This is a genomic window from Prevotella sp. AM34-19LB, assembly GCF_003468525.1.
Classification (GTDB): domain Bacteria; phylum Bacteroidota; class Bacteroidia; order Bacteroidales; family Bacteroidaceae; genus Prevotella.
On record NZ_QSIG01000110.1, the window covers coordinates 1 to 1,596 of the forward strand.

Consider the following 1,596-nt stretch of genomic DNA (forward strand, 5'->3'; position numbering starts at 1 on the left):
CAAATTTACACACGGAAAAGACGGGATGAGAATAATATCTTCTGGTACTTTTGTGCTCTATTATAGAATAAAAGATGGATTTTATAAATTAATGAAGATGGAAAATCGAGGCATATAGATATTAGTGATATAATATAGGTTAACGTGAAATATCTTCAAACAAATTTTAATTTGTCTAAATAGATGCCGCTAATCTCAAAAAATCATTTATTTTTAACCGATTATCACGATAAAATTTTATATTTGTAGCGTTAAATGGTTTTAGAATTATGGCAAAGAAAAATATAGACTTAGCAGTAGTCCTTCATGATGATTGCGACTACAAGGACTGGCTTGTGGAACTCAAGGAACGATTCTACAGCCATCGCCTCAAAGCGTCATGTGCCACCAATGGCTACTTGTTGGACTTCTATTGGAAGTTGGGACGAGACATTGAAGCTAAGCAATATACTAATACTTATGGCTCTGGATTTTACAAAAATCTCAGTCAGGATTTGAAGAACGAAATGCCAGGGGTGAAGGGATTCTCACCAACTAATTTGAAGTACATGAGCTACTTTTATAAGCTCTATGCACCATTACAAGCAAATTGTCCGCAAGATGCGGACAATTTTATAGAGGACTTGTATATTGCAGATATTCAGCGAGTTGTAGCACAAAGTGAAAATCGTCCGCAAACTGCGGACGATTTCAAATTGCTTTTTCTTATTCCTTGGGACCACCATCGTCGTATCATAGATAAGTGCAAGGGCAATATGGATAAGGCTTTGTTCTTTGTAAGAAAGACTTGGGAGAACAATTGGGGGCGTGACGTTCTGCTCAACTGGCTTGACACTGACCTTTATGAGCGTGACGGCAAGGCTATCACCAACTTCCAGGCTACGCTTCCTGCTGTACAAAGCGACTTGGCGCAACAGATAACCAAAGACCCTTATCAGTTGGATTTCCTTAACTTAAGGGAGAAATATGACGAGCATGACATTGAGGAAGAATTGGTGAACAATGTAACACGTTTTCTTTTGGAACTAGGGAAGGGATTCTCTTATATGGGTAGACAGTTTCGTTTGGAGGTAGGTCAGCAGGAGTTCTTCCCAGACTTGCTGTTTTACAATGCCCACCTCCATGCCTATGTAGTCATAGAGCTAAAAGCCCAGTCGTTCCATCCATCATTCTTGGGACAACTAAGTTTCTATGTGTCGGCCATCAACCATCAGTTCAAGACCGACATAGACAATCCTACCATTGGCTTGCTTATCTGTAAGGACAAGGACAACGTAGTGGCTAAATATGCCTTGGAGTCATATAAGGAACCAATGGGTATATCGGAATATCAGCTCTCCAAACTCTTCCCGAAAGACTTCAAATCATCTATGCCGACTATTGAGGAATTGGAAAAGGGATTGAAAGATAATCGAGAATAACGAGCCAAGATGCTTAATATGAATAAAGAAGAAATAAAACAAGATTCTTATGATACGACTATGTATTTACCTCAGTTCGGGATAATAATCTCAGCCTAAAGGCTTTATAATGTTTTTATATAAGGGACACAGTGGCTTGGCAACCATCTATATATCTTGGATGGTTGCTGAGACA

General features: G+C 39.0%; 1 protein-coding gene. It reads left to right on the plus strand.

The annotated features are described in order from the left end of the window. Nucleotides 1-269 precede the first annotated feature (269 nt). Nucleotides 270-1,421: a YhcG family protein gene (locus tag DW830_RS15380; protein ID WP_119250483.1), complete on the plus strand. Its 1,152-nt coding sequence runs from the start codon at nucleotides 270-272 to the stop codon at nucleotides 1,419-1,421. Nucleotides 1,422-1,596 lie beyond the last annotated feature (175 nt).